Genomic DNA, 21,427 nt, shown 5'->3' on the forward strand with positions numbered 1-21,427 from the left:
CGAAAATTCGACTGATTTACGAGGAGGGTTGTCCCTTGCTTCTAGTCTGTCTCACTGTCGGTCCTTGCGAGTCGACCATTTGCATAATCCGTCGCCACACCAGACTCTGATGTGACTGGCCCTCCCGCACTACCAGCCGACGTGTTCCAACCGGGCGTGTAGTAGCACTTTCATGGGATCTCTAGAGATTCACCACCAAGAAGATCTGAGCGATGTCGCCAGCGCTTTCCGCCGCCGCGACCTTCTTACTGGTTTCTGGACCATCCTTCGGAATGGGAATCGTGGCACCGAACAAGGCGCCTGAGGTTGGGATTTTCCAACCTGATTCCCGCATCTCGTGGGAAATGATCGGATTCCATCCCTTCGTCAGGTCCGCACTGAAGCCGCCTAGTGCGGTCAGCCACGGACGGACGGCAGAGTCAGGAACGCGCATGCGCACGTAGAGAGTGCCACCACTTCGAGGAAGGACCTCGCGGTAGTGACAGTCATGTACACCCCCAGGCAGCGATAGGCCGTACTTCCGAAGGAGAGCAGCTGATGGGGTTCCGACACGTTCCGGAGAGATGGTGGTTGTCTTCACTCGGGCGGTGGAGCCATCGCCCGTCACGCCTGAGCTGGCACCCGCCGGAGCATTTTGGGTCCCGCACCCAGCCGTCAAGATCATCAGCGCCGCAGTCAGCCCTGCAGCAAGGCCGACGCGGCGCCCTGACTGTGTGGTCACTGCATGCCGCCCTTCATTGTTGCCGAGCCGTACATTGACGTCGACCCAGAAGAAGCTCTGTTTCAGGTCGTTACGCTTCTCACTCGGGATGCCCCAGTCGTACCGCTTGCGCACCTGGACGGTGCAGGTCATCCCCTGCTTCCGCAAATTGGTTCCGCTTCCCCTGTACTGGAAGTTGTTCAGGGCGTAATGTCAATCCAGGCTCAATTTCCCGTCCCTCTTGCCGGCCCGAGTTTTTTGCCAACCTGAGCCGAAAACGGCTTTTCTACCAATCTCGACCCTTTCCAGTTGCTTTGCTACGTCTTCCCTGAATCGCGGAACATACTCATTGGGTCGACTCTGTGCGATTTGCCGGAGTTTCCGAGCCAGTGGGACGGCAGATCGTAGGCATTGTCCCAGTTCTTCATCCATGGGCCGACCTTCACCCGGTGCATCTGCCCCTGGGCCTCCCGGTCACGGGCAATGGGTTTCTCTTTGCCGTACACCCGGTCTTCGGTGCTGGCCAGAGGACCCGAGAGCGGGGGCTTACGAATTGGTGCGTGATAGCGGGTGAGGCGTCGGGCCTGACGGATGGCATGATCCGGGTGTGGCGATCGTGGTCGATCGGACGGTGCTGTCGCATCGGCATGTCACGGGAATCTCTCGGCGGCATCTGGCGTGCCTGGTTGAGGTGTTGGCTCTGCCGTGGCATACCGGCCTCGAAGGGCCGACGCCATGCTGCACGAGGAGGGGCCCGGAAGCGGGCCGCGGGTGCCGACGCCCGCCACCAGCTGGTGTTCGTCGACCCGCTGGTGGCCACGCTGATCCATCTGCGGCACGACCTGCCACATTCGGTGCTGAGCCTGCTGTTCGGCGTCGACCGCTCCACCCTCACCCGTGCGATCGCAGAGATTCGCGCGCTCCTTGCCGAGCGGGGGTGCGCTGCCCCCGACCGCCCTGGTCTGCGTCTTCGAACACTGACGGACGTATGTGCCTACGCCCAGGCCGAAGGCGTCGAACTGCGGCTCGACGCCACCGGGATCCAGGTCCGCAGGCCGCCGGCCAACCGTGACGGACGCCGTGCGTTCGTCTCGGGCAAGAAGAAGCAGAACACGATGCAAGTCACCGTGATCGCCGACTGGCGGGGCCGCACATGGCGGACTGATGCTCTGCGGCCTGGACGCATGCACGACGCCACGGCCGCCCGCAAGGAAGGCATCGCTGTCTGCTTCCAGCACTTCCCCGACGTCGAGGTCCTCCTCGACGACGGCTACCTCGGCCTGAGCCGCGACCACCGGGAGCAAGCGATCACACCGCTTAGAAAACCCCGCCCGGGAGCACTGCCCGGCAGAGTCGAACAGTGGGAACGCGACCGCCACGGGCACTCCTCTGACCGCATCACCGTCGAACACGCCCTCGCCGGTCACCAACGCTGGAAACAACTGACGCGCTGGACCCATCGCCGCGACCGCCTGGCCGATACCTACCGCGCCATCGCCGGTCTCGTCTCCGACCGCACTGCTCAAGCCTGAACCAGCAATCTGCCAACGGGCCAGCACGCCTCACCCGCTATCACGCACCAACTCGTAAGGGCTCGCAGAGAATCAAGGTGTTGCTTCCTGCGGTTCGGCTCGTTGTCGTGGTATGAGCGTCTCCGGCGAGGTTCGCAGTCAACTCACTGTGAAGTTCCAGGTGTTGTTCCCACACCTCGACGAACGGCAGCGGCGGCTGATGATGGGAGCCGAGGCCCGGATCCTGGGCCACGGTGGTATCCGGGCGGTCGCGCGGGCGGCCCAGGTCAGCGAGACAACGGTCCGCAGGGGCGTGGACGAGCTGGAGGCCGGCGAGGAACCCCTGGGCCGGGTACGCAGGCCGGGCGGTGGCCGGAAAAAGTCCGCAGATCTTGATCCGGGCCTGCGGCCCGCGCTGCTGGCACTGGTAGAACCTGACGAACGGGGCGATCCGATGTCGCCGCTGCGCTGGACGGTGAAGTCGACCAGAAGCCTCGCGGCCGAGCTCACCGGTCAGGGGCACCGGGTGAGCGCGGACACGGTCGGTGACCTGCTGCGGGGGGAGGGCTTCAGCCTGCAGGCCGGCGCCAAGACCCTCGAGGGCAGGCAGCACCCGGACCGCGATGCCCAGTTCCGCTACATCAACGAGCGGGCCAAGGGGCACATGGGTGCCGGCCAGCCGGTGATCAGCGTGGACACGAAGAAGAAGGAACTGGTCGGCGACTACAAGAACGCCGGCCGCCAGTGGCGGCCGGCCGGTGAGCCGGTCCTGGTCAAGACGCACGACTTCCTGGACCGGCAGGGGCCGGGCAAGGCCATCCCTTACGGAATCTATGACATCGCCGCGAATACCGGCTGGGTCAGTGTCGGCACTGATCACGACACCGCCGCGTTCGCCGTCGCCTCCATCCGCCGCTGGTGGCAGGCCCGGGGCCGGCACGACTACCCGGCCGCCACCCGTCTGCTGATCACCGCGGACGCGGGCGGGTCCAATGGCTACCGCACCCGCGCCTGGAAGACCGAACTCGCCGCCCTGGCCGCCGAGACGGGCTTGGGCATCACGGTCTGCCACATGCCGCCGGGCACCTCGAAGTGGAACAAGGTCGAGCACCGGCTGTTCTCCCACATCTCCATGAACTGGCGCGGTCGCCCGCTGACCAGCCACGACGTCATCGTGAACAGCATCGCGGCGACCACCACCCGCACCGGCCTGAAGGTCTACGCAGAACTCGACCCGGGCACCTATGACACCGGCATCAAGGTCACCGACAGCGATATCGACGCCCTGCCCATGCACCGGCACCGTTTCCACGGCGACTGGAACTACACCCTCCATCCCCAGCCTCGCGACACCACCAGCGCAGCCACGACCCCACAGCAGGCTGGCGGCCCCACTCCGCAGCCCTGCCCCGGGTGCCTGCGCAACCCGGAGCTGACCGGCATGCCCGAACTGACGCTGGACGAACTTATCGGCCAACTGACCCCAAAAATGCACGAGTTACGTGAGCAGGGACGGCTCCGGCGGCGAAGAGGCGAACGCATCCGTGCTCGGGGCACTGGAGCCAAGGACAAGCTGACCACTGCCGACAGAGCCCTGGCCACCGTGCTCTACCTGCGCAAACTCGGCACCCGCGACCTCCTCGCCCAGCTCTTCGGAGTCAACACCAGCACCCTCACCAGGGCCGTTCACCAAGTCCAGCCACTTCTGGCCGAGCACGGCTGCACCATCCCACCCTCGACAGCCAGATTCCGCACACCGGCTGATGTCACCGCATTCCTCGCCAACAGCAGCCCCACGAAGATCAAACCAACATGTTGATTCTCTGCGAGCCCTAAGGAGGCTCCGGCTTGCCCCACCCACCCCAGGGCTGCGTCGTGCCGTCACAGTGGGCCTTCCTCGGTGCTCCAGCGTGTGCTGGCAGGGTGGCGACTGCCGCGTGGGGGGACTGGTATCTGGCACCTGCCACTGTCCGCGAAAACCTAGCCGCGCCGCCAGGTGGCATGAAATACCGAAATGCCGCTGCAGTGGTTATCCGCCAGTCCCCGACGGGTAACCACTGCAGCCTTGCTTCAGCGTTGGGCCGTCCCTGACAGTGGGACTCGGGCCAGCCCGACCGATGATGTCTTCCGGGACGTTCCTACATGAGGAACAAGGCGCTGACGGCCCGGTAGATGCAGAATGCGCTGATGAGTACAAACACCGCCTTCGAGATGATGCTTCGAGAGAGTGCCCCAAAAGCGATTCCTGCGGATACTCCGGCCAAGGCCACACAGATTAGTGCGCCGTATGCGCCGTCGTTATCCTTTCTACCTGGAAAAACTGAAGGATTATCTAGCTCCACTGTCGCCGCAAAACTGAACAACAGCAGAAATGCTGCTGCAATGTACAGCAACCCGGCCCCGCAGTTCTTCATCAGGGAAGTTGAGCGCCGTTCGCTCATTGGATGAGCCCCTCCAGCATACCTCGATTGTCCAGTATGACCTTTCCGTAACTACGAGCACCAGGATCGGTGGCGTAGTAGCCCGGCCCGCCGTTATAGAAGGCGCCCAGGTTCTTCACGTCGGGCGCTGTCAGCTTGTTTCCGCTCTTGGTGCCTGCGATTTGGTCGCGGGCCACAGAAAGATAGCGGGCGGCGAGGAATATGTTCTCTGCCGGGTTCTTGAGCGATTCGATCACCTTGCCCTTTTGGAAGCTCGTCAGATTGCCCGAGCCGTAACCGAGCAGGTCTCCTGCCGTGTCAACCTGCATGCTCACTTCACCGAAGGACGTATTGGGGTCATTGGTCAGAATGTTCTTTCCGTCGTCTATGGAGGGCGGGTCTCCGCCGACCTCGTTATACACGGTGCCAGCGACCAGGTAGGCAGGGAGATCGTACATTTTCGCTGCCGACTTGATCACGTCGCTGTACTGGCCGACGAATTCCCGCTTGTAGGCGAATACATCTTTCTGCTTGACCAGGTAGAGGGCAGCATCCCAGTCCGACCATGACGTACGTCCGGCAGTGTCGAATCCACCGCCCGTCTTGTTCAGATTCACGTGCTCCTGCGTCATCTCCATGACACCGGAGGCGCCGCAGGCGTCCTTCACTTGGTAGGCATACTTTGAGCAGTCGGGGGTGAGGTTCACGGGCGTGCTGTCCGCGCCCCCGGAGGTGGGAGTCGACCTTTCGTCCCAACCAGTCTCCGTCAACTGGCACCTGACGCCGGCCTCAAGACAGGTGATGGGCTTGTGACCATCGAGTTCCGCAAAGCTCGTGGGGTTGCCACCGGCGAATGCGTACCGGTTTCCGGTGAGTCCGTCGCGGCTGATTCCCATGTCGTCCAGTGCACCGTTGTACATGTCCCGGCTGGTGAATCTATTCAGGCCGGGGCTGTAGTTCCGGAAGCCCATGTCGTAGGTGCCCGAGGCGGCGTCCCACCGCTTGGAGTTGAAGCGGTAGGGGTTGTACGCGTCCTTGGTCGGGTTGGTCGCCGAGGGCTTGTCAATGCCGGTGAAGTCGGCGGTGTCGTCGGAGCCGTACGCGGTGTAGCCGTACGTTGCCTTTGCGTTGCCGTCCGTACCGGTCAGCGTTTCGACGTCGGTGTGGCTGTTGTAGCCGTAGAACGACTCGTCAGTCTTGCCGTCCGCCGCATGCTTGATCTGCGACAGGCGTTCGCCCCACGGGCTGTACTGGTACGACGCCGTGAGCTTGGCGGCGACTTCCTCGGTGAGGACCTCGCTGGACATGCCCAGGTAGTTGTACTGAGTCGTCTTGCCGGCCTCGGTCTTGGAGGTGGTGCGGTCGAGGGGGTCGAAGACGTACGTGGTGGACTTCAGAACACCGGTGGCGTCGGCCTTGTCGTGTTTGACGACGTGATCGAAGCCGTCGTAGGTGTTCTTCTCGATGACCTTGGTGCCGGCCTTGACGGAGTCCTGGCGGCCGAAGGGGTCGTAGATGTGGTCCGCGACTGCCGTGCCGACGGTGGTCTTCAGCAGGCGGTTGCGGTCGTAGCCGAAGGTGGTCGTCTTGCCCTTGACCGTTTGGGAGATGACGTTGGCGTTGTCGTCGTGGACGTACGTCTCGACGCCTGCGCCGTTGCCGGTCTTGTCCGCCTTGGCGAGGCGGTCGGCCGGGTCGTAGGTGTACTTGGTGGTGGAGGAGAGGAGCTTCGTCGCGTCGTCCGCGTTGCGCTTCTGGGCGACGTCCTCCGCCTTGTTGCCGTTGGGGTCGTAGGCGTAGGCGTGGCTGGAGATGAGGGTGCCGTCGGGCTTCTTCTCGGTCTGGGACTTCAGCGCCCCGTCGAGGTAGTAGCCGTAGTCGACGACGTTCTTGTTGCCCTTGACCTCCTGCTTCTTCTGGCCCCGGTCGGTGTAGTCGTAGGTGGAGACCTTCGCCGCCGGGTCCGTGGGGGACTTGCCGACTGTCGCCGTCTTGACCAGCTCGCGCAGGTCGTAGGTGTACTTGGAGTACTGGTCGGGGTGGGTCTGGGTCTCCGGCTGGCCGTTCGCGTCGTAGGTGTAGGCGGTCTTCTTGACCTCCTGGCCGGCGAGGCCTTCGGTGACCGTCTGGACCTGGTTCTGGCCGTTGTAGGTGACCGTGTACGCGTCGACGCGGCGGCCGGTGGAAAGGTCGTCGACCGAGGTCAGGTTGCCGTTGAGGTCGTAGGCGTAGGTGAAGTTCTTCTGTTCCTGGTCGACGTCGGCCGTGTTGTCGCGGACGAGCTTGACGCTGTCCGCGGCGACCGTTCCCGCGCCGGATTCGGCGAGCTTCAGGTTGGCCTGCTGGCCCTCCTTGAAGTCGTAGTCGCCGATCTTGACCCAGCCGTCGGTGTTCGTGCGCTGGTCCACCTTGACGTTCGTCTCACCCTTGGCGTGGGAGAGCGAGTACGTCGCGGCCGGGGAGGCACCGGCGACCTTCGGGTACTTGACGTACGCCGCGTACCGGCCGTCCTTGGGGATGTCCAGCGTCCAGTGGAACGCGTCCGTGCCGGTGCCCGGTGCGTGGACGTAGTCGCGGGTGAGCGTGCGCTTCCAGTCGGCGCCGCCGGTGGCGGCCACGTTCTGCTGGTCGGTGCTGTTGACCATGACGACCGACTGGCCGACCGGGATGCCGCCGTCCTTGAGGGACTTGAGCTTGCCGTCGGGGAAGTGGTCCCACGTCATCGTGCGCGACGAGGAACCGCCGGCCGAAGTCAGCGTGCGCTTGGTCTGTTGGCCGAGGTTGTCGTAGTCGTACTCCGTGAGGATGTCCCACGGGTCCTTGGCCGACTTCACCCAGCCGGTGTCGTAGTAGGAGTAGAGGGTGTCGTTACGGGTGACCTCACCGGAACTGGGCGGCATGGAGACCTTCGAGACGCGGCCCACCGCGTCGTAGGACGTCTCCGTCCACGCCTTGCGGTTGTAGCGGCCGTCCTTCGGGTCGAACGGCTGGATCTGCCGCTTGGGACGGTTGAGGGCGTCGTAGGTGGTCTCCGAGGTGAAGTCGTCCGCATCAGTGGTGGCGACGCCGCGCGGGGAGAAGACCTTGATGCGGTTGCCGACCTGGTCGTAGCCGAACTTCGTCTCCCGGGTCACGCCTGCGGCGTGCGGAGTCTCGACCGAAGCCAGCTTGGCGCGGTCGTCGAAGTGCTGAATGGTCCGATTGTTCTCGGCGTCGATCGACGCCACCGGCAGGGAGTCCTTGTCGTACTCCTGACGGCTGGTCTTGCCCGCCGCGTCCGTCGTCGCGATGACCCGGTGGTTGGAGTCGTACTCGGTTTTGGAGGTGAAGTCGTCCGGCGAGGGGGTCTTGTTCTTCTTCGGGTCGATGACCTTGACGGGATTGCCGACGCCGTCGTAGAGGTAACTGACCTTGTCACCGGCCGCGTTGGTCACGTCGGTGAGCTGGTAGATCTCGTCGTAGGTGTTCGTGGTGACGAAGTCGCCCGCCGTCGCCGTCGCCGTGCCCTTGGGCTCGGTCGTCGACTTCAGGTTGCCGACCTTGTCGTAGGTGTACGTCGACTTGCGTTCGGCCGAGGTGGCCGTGTCCTTCGGCGCCGTGGCCCAGACGATCTGGTCGGCCTTGTCGTACTCGGCCTGCGACACCGCGCCGTTGATCGCCGTGGACTTCGTGACATTGTCGTTGGCATCGTAGTCCGGGGCGATCGTCTTCAGGACGACGTTCGCAGCCTGGTCCTTGGGGACCGTGGAGACCAGCGGACGCCCGTACGTGTCGTACGTCTGCGTGGTCTTCTTGCCCAGCGCGTCCACGACGGACAGGACCTGGCCGCGTGCGTCGTAGTCGGCGGTGGTGACGTGATTCTCGGCGTCCGTGGTCTTGCGCGGGTAGCCGGCCGGGGTGAAGTCCGAGGTCAGGGTCGGGTTGCCGTTGGCGTCCGTGGCCTTGGTGAGTTGGCCGTACCCGTCGTAGTCGTACTTCGTGGTGTAGTCGCCGGCCTCGGCGGACTTGACGCCCATCGGGTCGGTGACCGTCTTGAGGTTGCCGAAGGAGTCGTAGCCGAACTGCCAGCTGCGGTTCTCCGCCGAGGTCTTCTTCCAGAGATCGGCCGCGTAACCGTCGGCCCGGGTCTGGTACTCGTAGCGGACCGAGTGGGCCGGGAACTTCCCCGGGCCCGCGCACTCCTCAGCCGTGGGCACGCCCGCCTTGTTGTCCTCGGCGCTGCGCTGCCAGATCGGGAAGCCGGTCTTGCGGTCGTAGCAGTACGCCGTCTTGGCGCCGTTGTTCTCCTCGATGAGGGTGACGTTGTGGTCGTCGTCCCAGGTCATCTTGGTGGTCTGGGACTTGGCGTTGGTGACGGTGGTGGCGCGGTCGAGGCCGTCGGTGACGTACGTCGAGGAGTGGGTCTCGGCGTCGGTGACCTTGGTGGTGCGACCGCTGCCGGTCGGGGTGTAGGCGAAGGTGGTGGGGCCGCCGAGGCGGTCGGTGAGCGTCTTGGTCGACCAGCGGAACTCCGGGTCACGGTCGTAGGCGATCGTGGTGGCGTTGCCGCGCGGGTCGGTGACCTTGGCCAGCTTGACGTTCTTGGCGCCCTGAGCTGCGTCGTAGGTGAACTTGAAGACCTTCGGCTGCGACGAGCCCGCGCCGTCGGTGAGACGGCCGAGGGTGCCCTGGCGGGTGTAGTGGAAGATGAGCTTGCGGCCGGAGATGTCGGTCATCGACTTCACCCGGTCGTAGATCTTCGGGTCCCAGAGGTCCCCGGACCCGGCGATCTCGCCGTTGGACTCGATGTACTCGTACGTCTTGTCACCCGGCAGCCAGTAGTCCAGCTTCAGGGAGGTGCGGCCGGCCGGGTCCTTGATCTCCTTGAGGAACTTGATCCAGCGGTTGCCGGAGTCGCGGACCTCGTAGACGTAGGTCTGGGTGTTGCCGTTCTTGTTGACCACGGAACGCAGGTAGCCGTCGCAGTCGATCAGGAAGCGGGTACCGTCCGGGCGGGTCATCGTCCAGGCGTCCGTCACCTCGTCCATACCGTCGGTGCAGGTCACACCGGCCTTCGGCTTGAGGAGGTAGTGGTAGCCGGCCGAGGAGCGCCAGGTGCCGTCGCTCTGCTTCTTGAAGATGTGCTGGGTGCCGTCGCCGTCGGTGATGTAGACCTCGCCCGGCGCGCTGTCCGGATGGAAGTCCAGCATCGTGCCCAGGCGCATCGGACCGGCCGCCTGCGCGGACCAGCCGTTGCCGAGCTGGGTGTTGGAGGTGTCCTGGGCGTTGTAGGACAGGCGGACGAAGGTGTTGAGGCCGCGGCCGGGGTTGTTGAAGGCGTTGTAGGACCACACGCCGTTGCCGGAGCCCAGGTTGGACATGAAGGTGGAGCCCGCGCCGGTGTTCTTGCCGGTGTAGGAGTGGTACTTCTCCATGCCCAGGCGGTCCGCGGTCGGGTCCTCGACGGCTACCGGCTGCTCCAGACCGCCGATACTGTCGGTCTTGGAGAGCCACGTGGACGTCTTGGCGTTGAAGACGTCCCAGATCAGGGAGTGGCCCTCACGCCGGTTGCCCTCCACGGGAGGGGACTTGACCGTCGCCTTGACGATCGCTTCCTCGCCCGGTAGCAGGGCGGGGATGTCGGTGCGCAGGTTCAGGGTGGGGGTGTCGGTCAGCTCGGTGCCGTCCGGCAGCGCCCAGCGGTAGGACAGCTTCCGCTCACCGGCGGGCCAGGCGCTGTCGCTGGTGTTGGTGAGGGTGACGTCGACCGGGTAGGTGTTGTCCTCGGTCATGCGCTGCGGGGTGTGCGGCGCGTAGTACGTGTTCCACGGCGTGGAGTCCACGTAGATGACGCGGAGCTGGGGGCGCAGGCGCTCCTCGGCCGCTTCGCCGGAGAGGAACATGGTGCGTTCCTGCGGGGCGGTGGCAGCCTCGTTGTTGAGCTTGATCACCGCGCCCTTGTTCTCGGCCGGCTTCTCGACCCACTTCTGGGTCAGCGACGTGGCGTCCCAGGTGTGGCGGCCGACCTCGCTGGTGATCCCGCCCACCGAGTCGGAGACCGCCGGACCGAAGTCACCGCCGGGCTTGGCCCAAGGAGTGGTGGCGTCCGCCTTGTTCCAGGTAGCGGCCGTCTCCGCGAAGTCCGCAGTAAGCGGGGCGAGTTCGTAGGTGGCGCCCTTGGTGCCGGTCGTCGTCTCCGCACCCCAGAGCTGGACCTGCGACTGCAACACAGTCGCGGTGTCGGGGATGGAATCGGTCGGGAACTTGAACGCGCTGCGGGTCGTTCCATGGGTGTCGGAGTTGTTGCCGACGCTCAGCCAGGACTGGTCCGCGCCGTCGGCGGGCAGCTTGTCCAGGTTGGCGTCCGGCTTCGACGACGACAGCGTGGTGTCGCCCGCGGCAGGCAGGACGCGCAAAGTCCGGCCGGCCTTCGGCACGCCGACGTCCCGCACCGGCGAGCCCAGGAGCTGGCCGCCCTTGGTCTTCACCGCGATCTGGTAGTAGTGCGTGCGCCCGATCTCGTTCGCACTGGTCGCCGGGGTCGGGGCTGCGGAGATGTCCTTGTACGACGTCTCGCCCTTCGCCACCGGGGCGACCAAAGTGTCCGGGCCCACCGTGAAGCCGGGGGTCGCGGAGCGGTGGATCTGGTACTCGACCAGGTCGTTCGCCGCATCGCCGGTGGTGTTGGTGTACGCGGCCCAGGACAACTCGGGGCCGTTGCCGTAGACGACGGTCGGCTCACGCAGCTCCGTGCCCACCGCGCCGTAGGTGACGGTCAGGCGGGGGAAGTTCGCGGTCTCGCCGTCGTAGTTGCCGTCCGCCGACTCGTAGCGCGGCCCGCCGAGCGGACCTGTGGCCGACTCGTCGACCGCCTTGACGACGAAGCCGTGGTTGGCGGCGGCGCCGTCGACCCACTTCTGCACGGTGTCCTTCACCGGGAAGCGGTGCCACGCGCTGCGCTGGCCCTTGGTCTTCACGACCTGGGCATCGGCGACCAGGCGGACATCACCGACGAGCGTGCGCTCGTCCTCGTCACCGCTGCCGGCCAGAGTCACCTTGCCCGCGTTGCCGCGCGCGAAGTCCACTGGGCTGCCGAGGGACTTCCACTCGCCGGGCTTGGCATCGCTCTGGTCGACCGTGGTCTTGGTGCTGCCCTTGCTGCCGGTGACGGTGTAGGGGGCTGCGGTGGCCGCCTCGTCCAGGTCCGTACCGGGGACGCGGGCCTCGACCCGGTACGTACCGGACTCGGGGACCTGCGGTTGCCAGGTGTACGACTCGCCCTTGGCCGCGTTGCGGTTGTACGCGAAGTCGCCGCTCTGGGCGTCCTGCTCCTTCGGCCACTCACCGACGGCGGCGGTGCTGCCCGCCGTACCAGGGGCGGTCTGCACGGATGTACCGGACACTTCGCCCACCAGGGCGTTCGTGTTCGTCCAGGTCGCCGTCGACTCGTCCCACGCACCGGTTGCCCGGTGGGCGGCCAGCGGCACGTCATAGGCGTTGGAGGCGTGCACTTGGTCGAAGTACAGGCCCAGACGCGCTGAGTCGATCTTTGCCTTGGCCGGGATCTGGTCCAGCGGGAACTTCAGGAGCGAGCGGGCCACGCCCGCGCCGGTCCGGCCCACCGACATCTTCCAGGAGGTCCCGAAATTCTCCGCCGGGGTGTCGGACAGGACCATCGTGTCCTGCGACTGGCCCGGAAGCGGAGCAACCGTAAGGGTCGGGTCGACGGTCACGGGGTACTGGCGGGCCGGGTCCGCGAGCCACGTGGCGTCCGGAGTGACGGTCAGCTTCCAGCCCTTGCCGTCACGGACCAGCTTCTGCGTGACTTTATCGCTGCTGACCTGCCCGTACGCGGAGGTCTCCGACTTCTTGGAGTCCGTCATGAACGGAGCCGGAATCACCAGCGCCGGATGCTTCGACGTCTCCCCGAAGAACGCGATCGACCCGTCCTTGCGGGCCTTCGGGGTGAGCCCGGCCGTGCTCAGGCGGAAGATGAACGAGAGCGGCGCGTCCGGCTTCTTCGCCAGGACGATGTTCTCCTTCACCTGACCCGCACCGACCTGGTAGACCAGGTCAGCACCGGACTTCGGGTCCTTGTACGTGACCGTGTCGCCCTTGACCGCCGGCGTCAGCGCGCCGGACGCGCCGTCCAGGCCCAGGCTGACCGACCGGCCGCCCCCGACCTCGTACCGCAGCAGTTCCTCCGCCGTGCGACCGAAGTGGCTGCTGGCGGTGTTCGTAGTGTTGGCAAGTGCCTGCCCGGAGGCGCGCACCGCCGTGTCAATCGGCTTCCAGGCCGAACCCTGACGGTAGGAGGTCGGGAATGCGGACAGCTCCGCCTCGACACGGCCGTCGGAGAGCTGCCAGAAGCGGGCGCTGGAAGTGCGCTCGCCGGTCAGCTCCTTGACGCGCTTAGCCGGCGGGGCGTCCTTGCCCTGCGGGAGGCGCTCCCGGCTGGGGACCTCCAGCTTGCCGCCCGTCGGCGGCTTGTCGTCCTTGTCGCCGTCTCCGCCGAACCACCCGGAAACGGTGTCCGCGATGCTCTTGCCGTCTCCGTCGTCACCGCCCCCGGGAACGGGTGCCGCGTAGGCGATCTGCGGTAACGCAGTGCCCAGCACGGCCGAGACGACGAGGGCGGCGGTGAATCTTCGGTGCCGAGTCCTCACTTGCTTCAACTTCCTCTCACCTGGCCAGAAATCACCGATGCGGCCGAATTCAGGCAGGTCTATGCACTGGCGGGGAATTTCCCCGTCAGTGATGAAGAAGTGAAAACCTAGGCATGTTCCTGTCACACCGTCAACGGGCCGTGAATGTCGGTAACTTGCGTCTACATCCGGGTATTCCATGGAATTCGAGAAGCCCTTGCAGCCCTTTCAAGCCAAGGGCTGGCGCACGCGGTGCACCTGCTGTAGAACTGCCCGGCGTATCCCCGACGACAGGAGGCTCACCCATGCCCGCACCCGTAGCCGAGCCCAGATCCGCCGAGGGTCCCGCCGAGCCTGCCGGCTCCTCGAATCCCGGCAAACTCCCCGCATCGCGCCGTCGGCCCCGGCTTCTCGCAGGGGCAGCCGCACTCCTCGTAGCTGTCGCTGCGGCATACGGCGTGTACACCCTGACCAGCCCGAACACGTCGGCCAAACCGCCGGCCCCCACCGCTGCGGTCACCTACTCCGTCACAGGCACCGGCACCGTCGACATCACCTACCTCGCCACCAGCGAGCAGGGCGCCGCCACCACGGAGAAGGCCGTGCACCTTCCCTGGAAGAAGACAGTCCAGGTACCTCTCGGCCAAGAACCGTCAGTCAAGGTGCAACTGTCGCGGCAGGGGGGCGAGGCCACCTGCGCTCTGGCCGTTCGCGGCGAACACAAGCAACGCGCGACAGCCACGGGCATGTACGGGCGGACAACCTGTACGACCTCCCTGCCGGCTCAAGAGGCCTGAAAGGGCAGTCTTTAATTCCCGGCCGAGGCAGTGCTTTTTCACGAATTCCCCCGCTACACCGCATAGTGGTCCTGCGGTGCGGTCGGGTGGCTGCAACTATTGTCGAATCCGCTGTCTGCCTCGGCGTACGTGCGTGACTGCCGCTTTCTGCGGCCTGAGGTCTGCGGTGTGCTGTGCACGGCCGTGAGCTGGATCATTTTCGGGTAAGGCGGAGGTGTTGAGAGCTCAGGCGTTGTGGGCGGAGACGCTCACCAGGCTGTGACTGGAGCAGATCGGCCAGATGCGCAGGGCAGTCCGCGTCCGGGGGGGCATGTTCCGGGGCCGCCTGTAAAGCCTTCTGTTCGACGAACCGGGTCCGGCGGTGGTCGTGTACTACCGCACGAAGCTGGTCATGCGGCAACTGGCACCGCTTTCAGGATTTCGTTCTCGACCGTGTGCCGGGTGATCCGGTGGTTCGGCCCGCTGCTCGCACTGGAGCCGTAGCCAGTCCTGCCGATGCGGCGGAACGGTTGCGGATCCTGGACGGCACCCGCCTCCGGCCTGTCACTGGCACATCGGTTCCTCGTCGCTCCACCACCGGTCCTCCGCGAACGTACGCGCATGCCTGGCGGGCCTCAGGCCTGACCGAGTACTGCCTGGGCATGCCTGCAGTGCAGGCGCCCCGTGCGTGACTTCGAGGCGAAGCCGCCGCATTTAAGGGACGCGGGCGGTCCATGCCTCCGTGCTGAATTTCGTTGCCACCAGTTCGTGGGCGCGGGCCATCTCTTCGTCCGTGACGTTGCTCCGGGCGAGTCCGTACCGCCCCCGGAACGAGGCGATCATCCGCTCGATGACCGCCTCCCGCGCCAGCCCGGTCTGCCGCCGCAGCGGGTCCACCCGCTTCTTGGCGCTCCTGGTGCCCTTGTCGGACAGCTTCTCCTTGCCGATCCGCAGCACCTCCATCATCTTGTCCGCGTCGATGTCGTACGCCATCGTCACGTGGTGCAGCACCGCGCCCTCGTCGGCGACCATCCGCTTCTGGGCCGCGCCCGCGATCTTCCCGGCGTCCGTGGCGATGTCGTTCAGCGGCTGGTACCAGGCCTTGACGCCCATGTCGGCGAGTGCGCCGAGCACCCAGTCGTCCAGGTAGGCATAGCTGTCCGCGAAGGACAGGCCCTGGACCAGGGCGCTGGGGACGGACAGGGAGTACGTGATCGTGTTGCCCGGCTCGATGAACATCGCGCCGCCGCCGCTGATCCGGCGCACCACCTGGATGCCGTGCCGCTCGGCCCCCTCCGGGTCGACCTCGTTGCGCAGCGACTGGAAGCTGCCGATGACCACGGCGGGCGCGGCCCACTCCCAGACGCGCAGCGTCGGCGGGCGGCGGCCGGCGGCCACCTCGGCGGTGACGACCTCGTCGAGCGCCATGTGCAGGGCGGGCGACTGCGGGGCCTCGTGGATGAGCTGCCAGTCGTAGTCGGTCCAGTCCGTGGCGTGCGCGAGGGCGCGGCGCACCGCGACGGCGACGCCCTCGGAGCTGAGGCCGAACATCACCGTCCCCTCGGGCAGCGACGCCTCGATGCGAGCGGCAAGACCGGCGGCGTCCGTGTCCGCCGGCGTCCCCTCCAGCGCGCCGTTGATGGCGACGATCGCCTCGTCGGGTTCCAGGAAGAAGTCACCGGCGACCCGCACATTGCGCAGCACCTCGCCGCCGCGTCCGTCCGCCTCCGTGTCGAGGTCGACGACGACGAGCTTGCCGCCGGGAACCTTGTACTCACCGTGCACTGTCTGCCGCCTCCGCTGCTCCGCCCGGCACGCCCCTCACGGCTTCCCGGCTGTTCTTGCTGTTCTGGCTCTGGCCTGCGACAACGCTATCCCGGGTCCGGGCATTCCTCCGCTTTTGGATCAGTTGTCAGAGGGGCGTGCTTTGCTGGAGGCATGATCGATGAACAGCTTGTCGACGCAGTGGAGGCGGCCGTCCGGGAGGCGGCCGCAGCCGAGATCATGCCGCGCTTCCGGCAGCTCGCCGCGCACGAGGTGGTGGAGAAGAAGGGGCCGTACGACCTGGTCACGGTCGCGGACCGGGGGGCGGAGGAGCACCTCACGGCGGCCCTGACCCGGCTGTTGCCCGGGTCGGTGGTGGTCGGGGAGGAGGCCGTCCACGCGGACCCGGCGGTCTACGAGGCGATACGGGGCGACGCCCCGGTGTGGATCGTCGACCCGGTCGACGGCACGCGCCAGTTCGTGGCCGGGGACCCGGCCTTCTGCACGCTGGTGGCGCTGGCGAGGGGCGATGAACTCCAGGCCTCCTGGACGTTCGCCCCCGCGCTGGACGAGATGGCCGTCGCCGTACGGGGCCGGGGCGCGACCCTGAACGGGCGGCCCCTGCGCGCCGGCTCGCCGGAGGCCGGTGCTCCGGTGCGGGTCGCGATCTCGAACCCCGACTACACGACCCCGGAGGAGAAGCACGCCCTGCTGCGGCTGGCGGTGCCGGGGGTGGAGGTGCGGCCGTGCGGGTCGGCGGGGCTGGAGTATCTGGCCGTCGCCCGGGGGAAGTTGGAGGCGGTCGCCTTCTCGTGGGAGCTGGCGTGGGACCACGCGGCGGGGCTGCTGCTGGTGGAGGAGGCGGGAGGCACGGACCGGACGCGGGTGGGGGAGCGGTATCGGATCGGGGGAGGGAACGCGTTGCCGTTCGCGGCGGGGAGGGACGCGGAGGTGGTGGAGCGGGTGCGGGGGTTGTTGGCGGGGGAGTAGGGGGGGGCGGCGCCCGGCGCAGGGCGGATTTTCCTCCGCCCGCCCCTTCCCGTAAACCCTGCGTGGACGCGCGGACGTGTGGACACGTTGTGGCTGGTCGCGCAGCTCCCCGTACCCCTCACGGGTTCCGGGCGGGGAGAATGCGGGCATGACACAGCCCGTGCCCACCATCACCCTCGTCCGCGGTGACATCACCGACCAGCACGTCGACGTCATCGTCAACGCCGCCAACTCGACCCTGCTCGGCGGTGGTGGCGTGGACGGTGCCATCCACCGCCGCGGCGGGCCCGCCGTCCTCGCCGACTGCCGCAAGCTGCGCGCCTCCCACTACGGCGGTGGCCTTCCCACCGGCCGGGCGGTGGTCACCACCGCCGGGAATCTGCACGCCCAGTACGTCGTGCACACCGTCGGCCCCGTTCACCAGCCGCAGCTCACCGGCGAGGCCGACCGCGCCCAGACCGAGCTGCTCGCCTCCTGCTACCGCGAGTCCCTGCGCCTGGCGGGCGAGCTGGGCGCCCGCAGCATCGCCTTCCCGGCCATCTCCACCGGCGTCTACCGCTGGCCGCTCTCCGACGGCGCCCGAACCGCCGTGCGCACCGTCCGGGAGGCCGCGCGCGAGCCCCTGCTCGACATCAGGTTCGTACTGTTCGACGACGCCGCCCTCGGGCACTTCGAGCAGGCCCTGGCCGCGGCACCTTGATGTCGGATTTCCGCCAGCCGCCGCACCCCCGGTGCCGGATGCTGGACCCATGACACCCACCGAAGCGCCGGCCGGGACTCCGGAAGCCGGCATCCGCGCCATGCACACCGACACCGACCGCTGCGTCCGTGCCGTGCAGTCCAAGGACGCCCGCTTCGACGGCTGGGTGTTCACGGCCGTCACCACCACCCGCATCTACTGCCGCCCCAGCTGCCCCGTCGTGCCGCCCAAGCCGCAGAACATGACCTTCTACCCGAGCGCCGCCGCCTGTCAGCAGGCCGGCTTTCGGGCCTGCAAGCGGTGCCGCCCCGACACCAGCCCCGGCTCCCCGGAGTGGAACGCCCGCGCCGACGCCGTCGCCCGCGCCATGCGGCTCATCCGGGACGGCGTCGTCGACCGCGAAGGCGTGCCCGGCCTCGCCGCCCGGCTCGGGTACTCCACCCGGCAGGTCGAACGCCAGCTCCGCGCCGAGCTGGGGGCCGGGCCCCTCGCCCTGGCCCGCGCCCAGCGCGCCCAGACGGCGAGGCTCCTCATCGAGACGACCCCGCTCCCGATGGCCGACATCGCCTTCGCCGCCGGGTTCTCCTCCGTGCGGACCTTCAACGACACCGTCCGCGAGGTCTTCGGCCTCGCCCCGGGCGAACTGCGCGAACGCCGCAGAAGGAGCCAGGGCGGCCCGCAGACCCCCGGGGTGATCGCGCTGCGGCTGCCGTTCCGCGCTCCGCTCAACCCCGACAACCTCTTCGGCCACCTCGCCGCCACCGCCGTCCCCGGCGTCGAGGAGTGGCGCGACGGAGCGTACCGGCGCACCCTCCGGCTCCCGTACGGGCACGGCATCGTGGCCCTCTCCCCGGGCCCCGGCCACATCGACTGCCGGCTCTCCCTCACCGACCTGCGCGACCTCACCCACGCCATCAGCCGCTGCCGCTGGCTGCTCGACCTCGACGCCGACCCGGTCGCCGTCGACGAGCGCCTCAGCGCCGACCCGCTGCTCGCCCCGCTGGTGGCTCGCGCCCCCGGCAGGCGGGTGCCCCGTACCACCGACACCGACGAGCTCGCCGTACGGGCGGTCCTCGGCCAGCAGGTGTCGACGGCCGCCGCCCGCACCCACGCCGCCCGCCTGGTCACCGCGCACGGCACCCCGGTCCAGGACCCGGAGGGCGGCCTCACCCACCTCTTCCCGTCCGCCGCCGCCCTCGCCGGGCTCGACCCGGAAACCCTCGCCCTGCCGCGCAGCCGCCGCGTCACGCTCACCACCCTCGTCGCCGCGCTCGCCGACGGCTCGATCGGGCTGGGCGTCGACAGCGACTGGGACGCCGCCCGCGCCCAGCTCCTCGCCCTCCCCGGCTTCGGCCCCTGGACCACCGAGGTCATCGCGATGCGCGCCCTCGGCGACCCGGACGCCTTCCTCCCCTCCGACCTCGGCGTCAAGAAGGCCGCCCGGGGCCTCGGCCTGCCGCACACCCCGGCGGCCCTCACCGCGCGCGCCGCCGCCTGGCGCCCCTGGCGCGCGTACGCCGTCCAGTATCTGTGGGCGACCGACTCCCACCCCATCAACCACCTCCCGCGCGAAGCGAGTTGACCCGCCATGTCCCGCAGACAGCACACCGTCGTCGACAGCCCGTACGGCCCGCTCACCCTCGTCGCCACCGAAGGCGTCCTGTGCGGCCTCTACATGGTCGGCCAGCGCCACCGCCCCGCCGAGGAGACCTTCGGCGACCCGGACCCCGAACCGTTCCCCGAGGTCGTCGAGCAGCTCGACGCCTATTTCCGGGGGGAGCTGACCGAGTTCACCGTCCCGCTGCACCTCCACGGCACCCCGTTCCAGCGGTCCGTGTGGGAACAGCTCCAGCGGATTCCGTACGGAGAGACCCGGACGTACGGCCAACTCGCCCAGCACATGGGCAACACGGGGGCCTCCCGGGCCGTCGGACTCGCCAACGGCAAGAACCCGGTCGGCATCATCGTGCCCTGCCACCGGGTCATCGGCTCCACCGGAAACCTCACCGGATACGGCGGCGGCCTCGACCGCAAGCAGCGCCTCCTCGCCTTCGAGGGCGGCGTCCCGGCGGAAGCCGCCCTCTTCTAGCCCAGCGCGGCCAGCAGCCCGGGCAGCGCCGTCCCGATCGGCTCCCGCACCACCTCGTCGGCGAGCGGATCGTAGGGAGTCGGCTCCGCGTTCACGATGATCAGCCGCGCCCCGTGCTCCGCCGCCACCCCGGCCAGCGACGCGGCGGGCTGCACCTGGAGCGTGGAGCCGACGGCGACGAACACCTCGCACGCCTTCGCCACCGCCGTCGCGTCGCCCAGCACCCCCTGGCCCAGGGCCTGCCCGAACATCACCGTCGCCGCCTTCAGGATTCCGCCGCACGCCCGGCACGCCGGGTCCGGTTCGCCCGCGTCGATCCGCTCCAGCGCCTCGTCCATCGACGACCGCGCGCGGCACGCGGTGCACTCCACCGCCCGCGCGGTGCCGTGCAGTTCGAACACCTTGCGGTCCGGCATGCCGCCCGCCTGGTGCAGCCCGTCCACGTTCTGCGTGATCACCCGCACCGCGAACCCCTCCCGCCGGTCCAGCTCGGCCACCGCCCGGTGCGCCGCGTTGGGCGCCGCGCCCAGGGCCGCGAGCTCCCGCCGCATCAGCCACGACCTGCGGCGGATCTCCGGGTCGGCCATGTAGTGGCGGTACGTGACGAGCTTCTCGGCGTCCGGCTCGCGCCGCCACAGGCCGGCGGGGCCCCGGTAGTCGGGGATGCCGGAGTCGGTGGAGATGCCGGCCCCGCTGAAGATCGCCACGAGTGTCATGGCCGGAGGTTATGCGCGCCCGCCCGGGAGTGTCACCGGGATTGCGCCGCCGCGATTCCCGTGCCGGCCGGGGCGCGGTCCTCCGTCGCGTCGTCCTGCTGCGAGCCGACCAGTACGTCCCCGGACTCGGTCCGGTAGTACAGCACGGACCGGCCGGCCCGCCGGCGGCGGACCAGGCGCGCGTCGAGCAGCACCTTCAGGTGGCGTCCCACCGACCCCAGCGGCAGTCCCGTCAGCGCCACCAGGTGCGTGGTGCTGCGCGGTGCGTCCAGGAGCACCAGGACGCGGGCGCGGCCCCGCCCCAGCAGGGCGCCCAGCGCCTCGGGGGCGGGCGGCCGGTCCGGCTCGGCCAGCGCGCCCGCGCACGGGTACACCACCGCGTACCGGTGCCGTCCCTCCCACGACACCCAGCTCGTGTCGAAGCCGACCGGGACGAACAGCAGCCGGGCCCCGGAGGTCTCCCGCGGCGCGTGCTCGTGCGTGTTGATCTGGAGCCGGTCGCCGCCCAGCCAGCGCAGCCCCGGCCGCATGTCCTCCAGCGCCGCGGCCCAGCCGCCCCTGCTCAACTGCGCGGTCCGCGCCACGACGTCCGCCTCCAGCACCCGCCTGCGCACCGGCCACTGCGGAAGTACGGTCCGCCGCCACACCCACTCCACGAGGTCGGCGGCACGCTCCGCGAGGTCCGGGCGGCACAGCGCGGGCGGCGGCGGGCCGCCGAGGGCGACGGTGAGGTCGTCCCGCACCTGCTCCGGCGGCGTCGCCCGCAGGACCGCGAGCTCCTCCTCGAAGCTCTGCCCGCCCTCGGCGGCGGGCGTCGGGGTGATGAAGTCGGCGTTCCAGTGCGGGCGGAAGGCCGCGTCGAGCAGGAGCGGGGTGAGCGGGTCGGCGCGGACGAGTTCCTGGAAGGCGGGCAGGTGCTCGGCCAGCCAGGCGCGCGCGCCCGGATGCGCGGCGGGAGCGTGCCGCTGGAGCACCTTCAGGCTCGAAATGGTCTCGCACAGCGGGGAAACGACGAACCGTCCGCGCGCGAGCGTGTCCGCGTCGACCTGCCACCAGCCCATGCCCGGCCCCTTCCCTTCCTCCCGGCCCTTCGCTTCCCCGCGTTCTCCGCGTTCTCCGCGAAACGTCCTTTCGCCT

The 21,427-nt window shown here is 68.2% G+C and carries 12 protein-coding genes and 1 pseudogene; 8 read left to right on the top strand and 5 right to left on the bottom strand.

Annotated elements, in window-relative coordinates:
* Window positions 1-181: 181 nt before the first annotated feature.
* Window positions 182-853 carry a hypothetical protein gene (locus ACZ56L_RS02900; RefSeq protein ID WP_471060839.1) on the bottom strand — a complete coding sequence of 224 codons (672 nt, stop codon included), beginning with the start codon at window positions 851-853 and terminating at the stop codon, window positions 182-184.
* Between the two features lie 463 nt (window positions 854-1,316).
* On the opposite strand from ACZ56L_RS02900, the pseudogene ACZ56L_RS02905 reads away from it, so the two are divergent.
* The 3 genes and pseudogenes from ACZ56L_RS02905 (at window position 1,317) to ACZ56L_RS02915 (ending at window position 4,659) form a co-directional block, all read left to right on the top strand.
* Window positions 1,317-2,232, top strand: a pseudogene (locus ACZ56L_RS02905) (transposase).
* A 112-nt stretch (window positions 2,233-2,344) separates the two neighbouring features.
* The gene (locus tag ACZ56L_RS02910) at window positions 2,345-4,030 is read left to right on the top strand and encodes an ISAzo13 family transposase (protein ID WP_471060842.1); all 1,686 of its coding nucleotides are present in this window, start codon (window positions 2,345-2,347) and stop codon (window positions 4,028-4,030) included.
* Window positions 4,031-4,398: 368 nt separating this feature from the next.
* Window positions 4,399-4,659, top strand: a complete 261-nt coding sequence (locus ACZ56L_RS02915) for a hypothetical protein (protein ID WP_471060844.1) — start codon at window positions 4,399-4,401, stop codon at window positions 4,657-4,659.
* On the opposite strand, the gene ACZ56L_RS02920 is transcribed toward ACZ56L_RS02915, so the two are convergent.
* Window positions 4,649-13,276, bottom strand: a complete 8,628-nt coding sequence (locus ACZ56L_RS02920; RefSeq protein ID WP_471060846.1) for a DNRLRE domain-containing protein — start codon at window positions 13,274-13,276, stop codon at window positions 4,649-4,651. The genes ACZ56L_RS02915 and ACZ56L_RS02920 overlap by 11 nt on opposite strands.
* Window positions 13,277-13,713: 437 nt before the next feature.
* On the opposite strand from ACZ56L_RS02920, the gene ACZ56L_RS02925 reads away from it, so the two are divergent.
* Complete coding sequence (locus ACZ56L_RS02925; RefSeq protein WP_471060849.1) at window positions 13,714-14,052, top strand: MmpS family transport accessory protein; 339 nt, start codon at window positions 13,714-13,716, stop codon at window positions 14,050-14,052.
* A 693-nt stretch (window positions 14,053-14,745) separates the two neighbouring features.
* On the opposite strand, the gene ACZ56L_RS02930 is transcribed toward ACZ56L_RS02925, so the two are convergent.
* On the bottom strand, window positions 14,746-15,816 hold the full coding sequence (locus tag ACZ56L_RS02930; protein ID WP_471060854.1) for a lipoate--protein ligase family protein: 1,071 nt from the start codon (window positions 15,814-15,816) through the stop codon (window positions 14,746-14,748).
* Window positions 15,817-15,969: 153 nt separating this feature from the next.
* Between ACZ56L_RS02930 and ACZ56L_RS02935 the strand changes: the two genes are divergently transcribed.
* The 4 genes from ACZ56L_RS02935 to ACZ56L_RS02950 all read left to right on the top strand — a co-directional run bounded on the left by ACZ56L_RS02935 (window position 15,970) and on the right by ACZ56L_RS02950 (window position 19,574).
* Window positions 15,970-16,785 (top strand): inositol monophosphatase family protein, encoded by an 816-nt coding sequence (locus tag ACZ56L_RS02935; RefSeq protein WP_471060857.1) that lies wholly within the window; start codon window positions 15,970-15,972, stop codon window positions 16,783-16,785.
* 148 nt (window positions 16,786-16,933) lie between these two features.
* On the top strand, window positions 16,934-17,485 hold the full coding sequence (locus tag ACZ56L_RS02940; RefSeq protein WP_401759000.1) for an O-acetyl-ADP-ribose deacetylase: 552 nt from the start codon (window positions 16,934-16,936) through the stop codon (window positions 17,483-17,485).
* A 100-nt stretch (window positions 17,486-17,585) separates the two neighbouring features.
* The gene (locus ACZ56L_RS02945) at window positions 17,586-19,067 is read left to right on the top strand and encodes an AlkA N-terminal domain-containing protein (RefSeq protein ID WP_401759729.1); all 1,482 of its coding nucleotides are present in this window, start codon (window positions 17,586-17,588) and stop codon (window positions 19,065-19,067) included.
* 6 nt (window positions 19,068-19,073) lie between these two features.
* On the top strand, window positions 19,074-19,574 hold the full coding sequence (locus ACZ56L_RS02950; RefSeq protein WP_471060861.1) for a methylated-DNA--[protein]-cysteine S-methyltransferase: 501 nt from the start codon (window positions 19,074-19,076) through the stop codon (window positions 19,572-19,574).
* Here the strand turns inward: ACZ56L_RS02950 and ACZ56L_RS02955 are convergent.
* Window positions 19,571-20,290: a Sir2 family NAD-dependent protein deacetylase gene (locus tag ACZ56L_RS02955; protein WP_471060864.1), complete on the bottom strand. Its 720-nt coding sequence runs from the start codon at window positions 20,288-20,290 to the stop codon at window positions 19,571-19,573. The two genes, ACZ56L_RS02950 and ACZ56L_RS02955, sit on opposite strands and share 4 nt — an antisense overlap.
* Before the next feature lie 32 nt (window positions 20,291-20,322).
* Complete coding sequence (locus ACZ56L_RS02960) at window positions 20,323-21,351, bottom strand: transcriptional regulator (RefSeq protein WP_471060867.1); 1,029 nt, start codon at window positions 21,349-21,351, stop codon at window positions 20,323-20,325.
* Window positions 21,352-21,427 lie beyond the last annotated feature (76 nt).

The sequence above is a fragment of the Streptomyces sp. NPDC039736 genome, assembly GCF_055596485.1.

Coding starts and splice junctions, on each gene's coding strand:
- ACZ56L_RS02950 (WP_471060861.1), top strand. CDS start 19,074: ATGTCCCGCAGACAGCACACCGTCGTCGACAGCCCGTACGGCCCGCTC.
- ACZ56L_RS02940 (WP_401759000.1), top strand. CDS start 16,934: ATGACACAGCCCGTGCCCACCATCACCCTCGTCCGCGGTGACATCACC.
- ACZ56L_RS02960 (WP_471060867.1), bottom strand. CDS start 21,351: ATGGGCTGGTGGCAGGTCGACGCGGACACGCTCGCGCGCGGACGGTTC.
- ACZ56L_RS02910 (WP_471060842.1), top strand. CDS start 2,345: ATGAGCGTCTCCGGCGAGGTTCGCAGTCAACTCACTGTGAAGTTCCAG.
- ACZ56L_RS02945 (WP_401759729.1), top strand. CDS start 17,586: ATGCACACCGACACCGACCGCTGCGTCCGTGCCGTGCAGTCCAAGGAC.
- ACZ56L_RS02955 (WP_471060864.1), bottom strand. CDS start 20,290: ATGACACTCGTGGCGATCTTCAGCGGGGCCGGCATCTCCACCGACTCC.
- ACZ56L_RS02935 (WP_471060857.1), top strand. CDS start 15,970: ATGATCGATGAACAGCTTGTCGACGCAGTGGAGGCGGCCGTCCGGGAG.
- ACZ56L_RS02915 (WP_471060844.1), top strand. CDS start 4,399: ATGAGTACAAACACCGCCTTCGAGATGATGCTTCGAGAGAGTGCCCCA.
- ACZ56L_RS02900 (WP_471060839.1), bottom strand. CDS start 853: ATGACCTGCACCGTCCAGGTGCGCAAGCGGTACGACTGGGGCATCCCG.